Origin of the sequence: Streptomyces longispororuber (assembly GCF_024448165.1) — a bacterium.
Taxonomy (GTDB): domain Bacteria; phylum Actinomycetota; class Actinomycetes; order Streptomycetales; family Streptomycetaceae; genus Streptomyces; species Streptomyces longispororuber_A.
In genome coordinates this window covers 22,236-28,479 of the sequence record NZ_JAMOLN010000135.1, presented here as the reverse complement: position 1 = coordinate 28,479, position 6,244 = coordinate 22,236, and the positions used below count along the sequence as shown (strand labels likewise).

8 protein-coding genes are annotated in these 6,244 nt (G+C 72.2%); 6 read left to right on the top strand and 2 right to left on the bottom strand.

Annotation, left to right across the window (positions count from 1 at the left end; genetic code table 11):
* Positions 1–1,003: hypothetical protein (locus tag M4J07_RS31295; protein WP_255977237.1), on the top strand; the 1,003-nt coding region annotated here is incomplete at its 5' end.
* Entirely contained in the window at positions 1,000–2,163 is a 1,164-nt protein-coding gene (gene mycP / locus M4J07_RS31290) for a type VII secretion-associated serine protease mycosin (RefSeq protein ID WP_255977236.1), read from the top strand. The genes M4J07_RS31295 and mycP, both read left to right, overlap by 4 nt.
* Here mycP and M4J07_RS31285 read toward each other — a convergent pair.
* Entirely contained in the window at positions 2,150–3,052 is a 903-nt protein-coding gene (locus M4J07_RS31285) for a class A beta-lactamase-related serine hydrolase (protein WP_255977234.1), read from the bottom strand. The genes mycP and M4J07_RS31285 overlap by 14 nt on opposite strands.
* A 95-nt stretch (positions 3,053–3,147) precedes the next feature.
* Between M4J07_RS31285 and M4J07_RS31280 the strand changes: the two genes are divergently transcribed.
* Positions 3,148–3,879 (top strand): SseB family protein, encoded by a 732-nt coding sequence (locus tag M4J07_RS31280; RefSeq protein WP_255977232.1) that lies wholly within the window; start codon positions 3,148–3,150, stop codon positions 3,877–3,879.
* A gap of 31 nt (positions 3,880–3,910) precedes the next feature.
* On the opposite strand, the gene M4J07_RS31275 is transcribed toward M4J07_RS31280, so the two are convergent.
* A complete protein-coding gene (locus M4J07_RS31275) occupies positions 3,911–4,282 on the bottom strand; it encodes a DUF1844 domain-containing protein (protein ID WP_255977230.1) in 372 nt (123 codons plus the stop codon).
* Between the two features lie 364 nt (positions 4,283–4,646).
* Here M4J07_RS31275 and infC point away from each other — a divergent pair, with 364 nt between their 5' ends.
* The 3 genes from infC to rplT all read left to right on the top strand — a co-directional run bounded on the left by infC (position 4,647) and on the right by rplT (position 6,147).
* Entirely contained in the window at positions 4,647–5,342 is a 696-nt protein-coding gene (gene infC / locus M4J07_RS31270) for a translation initiation factor IF-3 (protein ID WP_255977239.1), read from the top strand.
* A gap of 123 nt (positions 5,343–5,465) precedes the next feature.
* On the top strand, positions 5,466–5,660 hold the full coding sequence (gene rpmI, locus M4J07_RS31265) for a 50S ribosomal protein L35 (RefSeq protein ID WP_007829094.1): 195 nt from the start codon (positions 5,466–5,468) through the stop codon (positions 5,658–5,660).
* A gap of 100 nt (positions 5,661–5,760) precedes the next feature.
* Positions 5,761–6,147, top strand: a complete 387-nt coding sequence (gene rplT / locus M4J07_RS31260) for a 50S ribosomal protein L20 (RefSeq protein ID WP_189976603.1) — start codon at positions 5,761–5,763, stop codon at positions 6,145–6,147.
* The last annotated feature ends 97 nt before the right edge of the window (positions 6,148–6,244 follow it).

The following is a 6,244-nucleotide window of genomic DNA, read 5'->3' as shown; positions in this document are numbered from 1 at the left end:
GGCACAGCCGCACGGCGAGAAGACGCCCCAAAGGAGCGCGGGGAACGGCGCGAGCACCCACGACGCACCGGCACAGCCGCACGGCGAGAAGACGCCCCAAAGGAGCGCGGGGAACGGCGCGACCAGCCACGACGCACCCGCACAGCCGCACACCCCCGCAACCACCCACGGCGCGAAGGCCCAACCCCTCCCGCCGGAGGCACCCCTCACCGAAACGACGACCCGCCTGCGCCCGATCGGCGCCCGCATAGGGCCCCGCGCGGCCGCGGCGGCAGCCTGCCTCGTGCTCGGTCTCGGTCTGCTCGGCGGCGCGGCCACCGGCACCCTCCTCACCGGCGACGGCGGCAGCGGCACGGTCTCCGCGCGGACCGCGTACCACGACGCCGGCGAGCTGTGGCACAGCATCCCGGTCGACCGGCTGTTCCCGCCCACCCTGAAGGGCGAGGGCGCAGGACCCGGCGGAGCCGACCGCACCTGGACCCGGGTGGCCGTCGCCCCGGACAGCGGCTGCAAGGCGGCCTTCGATCCGCTCCTCTACAAGGCGCTGCGCCCGGCGGGCTGCCTGCGCCTGCTCCGCGCCACGTACACCGACGCCACCCAGAGCCAGGTCACCACGGTCGGCCTGATGTTCACCAAGGCCGACCTGGAGGCGACCAAGGCGCTGCGCACCCGCTTCACCGAGCAGGGCCTGGACCGCCGCACCGACCTCATGCCCCGCCCGTACGCCGCCGAGGACACCGTCGCCGCCGGCTTCGGCGACGCCCAGCGCGCCTCCTGGACGCTGAACGTGCTGACCGACGCCCCGGTCGTCGTCTACGCGGTCTCCGGCTTCGCCGACGGCCGCACCGTCACCGACCCGGAACCCGCCGCCGAGGCGATGAAGCCGGGCGCCACCACCGCCCCCGCCCAGGCGGGCCTCGGTCACGAGGCCCAGGGCGTCGCCGACCGGATCGAGCGCGGTCTGCGCAAGGCCGTCCAGAAGTCCACGGAGCAGCCGTCATGACCCGCGCCGCCCACCGCGTCGCCGCCCTCGGCACCACCGCGGTGCTCGCCCTGCTGCCCACGACCGCGGCCCACGCCGACACGGTCCGCGCCCAGCAGTGGGGCCTGACCGCGATGCACACCCAGCAGGCGTGGCGCACCACCAAGGGCAAGGGCATCACGGTCGCGGTCCTGGACACCGGCGTCGACGACCAGCATCCCGACCTCAAGGGCAACGTCACGGAGGGCAAGGACCTCATCGGCTTCGGGGCGCAGCGCGGCGACCGCCCCTGGGCGCGGCACGGCACCGCGATCGCGGGCATCATCGCGGGCCACGGACACGGCGCGGGCCACGGCGACGGCGTCATGGGCATCGCCCCCGAGGCCACGATCCTGCCCGTCCGCGTGATCCTGGAGGACGGCGACCCGTCCCGCGCGAAGGCCCGCGAGACCCGCGGTACCGCCCTCGCCGACGGCATCCGCTGGGCCGCCGACCACGGCGCCGACGTCATCAACCTCTCCCTCGGCGACGACTCGGCGACCGCCCACCCCGAGGCGAGCGAGGACGCGGCCGTCCAGTACGCGCTGAAGAAGGGCGTCTCCGTCGTCGCCTCCGCGGGCAACGGCGGCGAGAAGGGCGACCACATCTCCTACCCGGCCGCCTACCCGGGCGTCATCACCGCCACGGCCGTCGACGCCTCCGGCTCCCGCGCCTCGTTCTCCACCCGCCGCTGGTACGCCACCGTCGCGGCGCCCGGCCGGAACATCGTGACCGCCGACCCCGACCGCAAGTACTACTCGGCGTGGGGCACCAGCGCCGCCTCCGCGTTCGTCTCCGGCGCCGTCGCGCTGGTCCGCGCCGCACACCCCGGGCTGAGCCCCGCCCAGATCAAGAAGCTCATGGAGGACACCGCCCAGGACCCGCCGTCCGGCGGCCGCGACGACTCGCGGGGCTTCGGCCTGGTCGACCCGGCGGCCGCCATCGGCGCGGCGAAGAAGCTGAAGCCGCAGGGCCTGGCCCCGGCCGCGTACGGCGAGACGTACTTCGGCCCGGGCCCCGACGACCCGGACGACGACGGCCAGGCCGCCTGGGTCGGCCCGGTCGCGGGCGGACTCGGGGTGGTGCTGCTCGGCACCGCCGTCCACCTGTGGCGGACCCACCGCCGGCTCAGGAACCGCTGACCACCGCCGCCGCGGCCGCGGCGACCGCCTCCACGAGAGCGATCCCGGCTTCCTTGGTGGTGCTCCCGTTCGAGACCACGGCCACCAGACAGTCCGCCCTGCCCACGGTCACCCGCCCGACGCTGTTGATGTCCCACAGCCCGGTGGTGCTCCGCCGCAGCCACCCGTTCTTCAGCGCGCTCCCGTCCCCGTCCCCGGCCGCCGAGACCCCCCACGTCTGATCGGACTCGACGTTCGCCATCAGCCCCTGGACGTACGCCCGCGAGTCCGCGCTCAGCACCGGGTCGTCCGCGACCCCGAACACCTGCTGGAGCAGCGTGAGTTGGTCCTGTGCCGTGGTCTGCGTCAGTCCCCACAGCGCCCCGTCGCCGCCGCTCGTGCCGGACAGCCCGAGCCGCCGGTTCGCGGCGTCGAGCCCGGCGGCCCGGCCGATGACGTCCCACAGCGCGGTGGTCGCCGCGTTGTCGCTGTTCTCGATCATCGTGGTGGCGTACGCCTTCTCCTGCGCGGTCAGCTCCCGCCCCTCGTCCTGCGCCCGGAGCAGCAGCGCGGCCAGCACGTCGACCTTGACGATGCTCGCCGTGTCGTACGTCCCGTCGCCCGACGCGTACGCGGCACTCGCCCCGCCCGCCACGTCGAGCACGGCCACGGAGACCTCGCCGTCGTGCCCGGCGACGGCGTCCGCCACGGCCTCGGCGAGCTGTGCGTCCCGGTCCACGGTCGGGGTTCCCCCTTCGGAGGGTGCGGCCACCTTCGACACCAGCGCGGTCGCGTCGTGCGCCTGCGCCTTCACGTAGACCGTAGTGGCGGCGGTGCCGGAGACCAGCACCGCGGCGGCGACGGCCGCGCACAGCAGCGGACGGCGCCGACGGGGGGAGCGAGGGGACATGCCGCGATGGTCGGCCGCGGACCTGTGACGACCATGGGTCCGACCCCAGGGTCCGCTGAGAACCTGTGGGGCCGCGCTCTGTAGGGTCGGTGAACGTGGCGAACAAGAACATTCCCGACCCCGGCTTCTCCGACGACGACGGCACCGCGGACCCCCGCCTCGCCGAGGCGCTGGCCGCCTGGTCGGCCGACCGCACGGCCCACGCGCCGGTCCTGGACGCCCTGAAGGGCGCCCGCCTCCTGGTCCCCGTCGTCGCCGTCCTCGGCGAGGTCGAGGAGGACGAGAACGGGCTTCGCCGCGAGAAGACGTCCGACATGGCGGTCCCGACCCTGAAGGCGGGCCACCGCACGGCGCTCCCCGCCTTCACCTCCACCGCGTCCCTCGCGCTGTGGGACCCCGAGGCCCGCCCGGTCGCCGTCCCCCTCCACCAGGCGCTCCAGGCCGCCGCCCACGAGAAGGCCGACACGGTCGTCCTCGACCTCGCGGGCCCCGTCCCCTACGAGCTCACGGGCCCCGCCCTGTACGCGCTCGCGGAGGGCCGCACCGGCACGGACCCGCTCACCGACCCCGCGGTCACCGACGCGGTCCGCGCCGCCGTCGCCGCCGAGCCCGCGGTGGCCCGCGCCCACCTCGGCCCCGGCGAGGCGGACGGCACCCTGGCCCTGGTCCTCGACGCGGACGCCGACGTCCAGGTCACGGCCCGGTCCCTGGCGGCCCGCATCGCGGCCGACGAAACACTGCGGGCCCGCCTGGTGCGCGGCCTCGACCTGGCACTGCTGCCGGCCGGGGCCACGCCGCCGGGCGAGCCCTTGTACGTACGTGACTGAGTCCTGAGAGCGGGGGGCCGGGCTCCGGGGCCTAGCCGTAGATCGCGCCCGTGTACTTCTCGCCCGGGCCCTGGCCCGGCTCGTCGGGCACGATCGAGGCCTCGCGGAAGGCGAGCTGCAGGGACTTCAGACCGTCCCGCAGCGGCGCCGCGTGGAAGGAGCTGATCTCCGTGGCGCTGCCGTCGAGCAGGCCGGCCAGCGCGTGGATCAGCTTGCGGGCCTCGTCGAGGTCCTTGTGGGCGTCGCCCTCCTCGGTGAGGCCGAGCTTCACCGCGGCGGCACTCATCAGGTTGACCGCGACCGTCACGATGACCTCGACGGCGGGAACCTCGGCGATGTCGCGGGTCAACGCGTCGTAGTCGGGAGACTCGGGGGAAACGGCTGCGGGAATGGCGTCACTCATGCCTCCCACGATATGCCGCCCGCGCACTCGGTTGGGCGCACCCCCCAAGTGCTGCTAACCTTGTGTAACGACCGGCCGGACACCCCTGTCGAGGACACCGTCCCAGACCTGAGTGACCGGCCCACAAGTGGAGGCTCCGATCTCCCACCTGGCCGCCCGATCGCAGGGCGGCGGGTCACCGGTCAGACGGTCCCCATCGTTCCGTACGGACGATGGAACCGTCCGATGCGCGCCCCGCGGTCCACCGTGGCGGTGCTCCGGTAGTTCTTGGAGCCCCCTCATGTGTGCCGTCCGGGGCATTTTTTGTGCTTCGGCGCGGTTGGTACTTAGGAATCAGACGTACGCGGCGGTCCGCCAGACCGTCGTGTGGTGCTACCGAGGAGGATCCATCAGCGCCGAGCCCCGCATCAACGACCGGATTCGCGTTCCCGAAGTGCGACTTGTCGGTCCCAGCGGCGAGCAGGTCGGGATTGTTCCGCTTGCCAAGGCCCTTGAGCTTGCTCAGGAGTACGACCTCGACCTGGTCGAGGTGGCGGCGAACGCCCGTCCGCCCGTGTGCAAGCTCATGGACTACGGGAAGTTCAAGTACGAGTCGGCCATGAAGGCCCGTGAGGCGCGCAAGAACCAGGCGCACACGGTCATCAAGGAGATGAAGCTCCGGCCGAAGATCGACCCGCACGACTATGACACCAAGAAGGGTCACGTCGTCCGGTTCCTCAAGCAGGGCGACAAGGTCAAGATCACGATCATGTTCCGTGGTCGTGAGCAGTCCCGGCCGGAGCTCGGCTACCGACTGCTGCAGCGCCTTGCGAACGACGTCGAGGACCTCGGTTTCGTCGAGTCGAACCCGAAGCAGGACGGCCGGAACATGATCATGGTTCTCGGCCCGCACAAGAAGAAGACCGAGGCCATGGCCGAGGCCCGCGAGGCGCAGGCCGCCCGCAAGGCCGACGCGAAGGCCAACCCCGGCAAGTCGCAGAACGCTGCCGAGGACCAGTCTTCCGAGGAGGTCGCCGAGGCTCCGGCCGAGGCCCCCGCCGAGGCTTCTGCCGAGGCATGATCCAGCGGCGCACAGCCTGTGCGCCTTGGATACCAATGGACACAACTGACGTTCCCCCGCGGCCGGTTCGCGCCTCTGGCACGGACCGGCCGGGAACGCCACTGACGAGGAGAGAACGGCGCTATGCCGAAGAACAAGTCGCACAGCGGTGCCAGCAAGCGCTTCAAGGTCACCGGCTCCGGCAAGGTGCTCCGTGAGCGCGCCGGCAAGCGCCACCTGCTCGAGCACAAGTCGTCGCGCCTGACGCGTCGCCTCACCGGCAACGCCGAGATGGCCCCGGGCGACGCCAAGAAGATCAAGAAGCTTCTCGGCAAGTGACGTACCGGCGCGTCAGCGCCCTGTACGTCGGCTAGACCGGGACCTATTCGAATTCGGGTCGGGTGACGTCAACCCCGGCCCCGCTACAAGGAGTTAACAAGTGGCACGCGTCAAGCGCGCAGTCAACGCGCACAAGAAGCGTCGGGCGATCCTCGAGCAGGCCAGCGGTTACCGCGGCCAGCGGTCGCGTCTGTACCGCAAGGCGAAGGAGCAGGTCACCCACTCCCTCGTCTACAACTACAACGACCGCAAGAAGCGCAAGGGCGACTTCCGTCAGCTGTGGATCCAGCGCATCAACGCCGCTGCCCGCCAGAACGGCATGACGTACAACCGCCTCATCCAGGGTCTGAAGGCCGCCAACATCGAGGTGGACCGCAAGATCCTCGCCGAGCTGGCCGTCAACGACTCCAACGCGTTCGCCGCGCTGGTCGAGGTCGCGCAGAAGGCGCTCCCGGCGGATGTCAACGCGCCCAAGGCTGCTGCCTGAGCGCTCCGCTGAGCCGGACGTGATATTCGGACCCGCAAGCCGAGAGCTTGCGGGTCCGAGTGCGTTCGGAATCTCGCCCGTCCGCTCCTGTTGATTG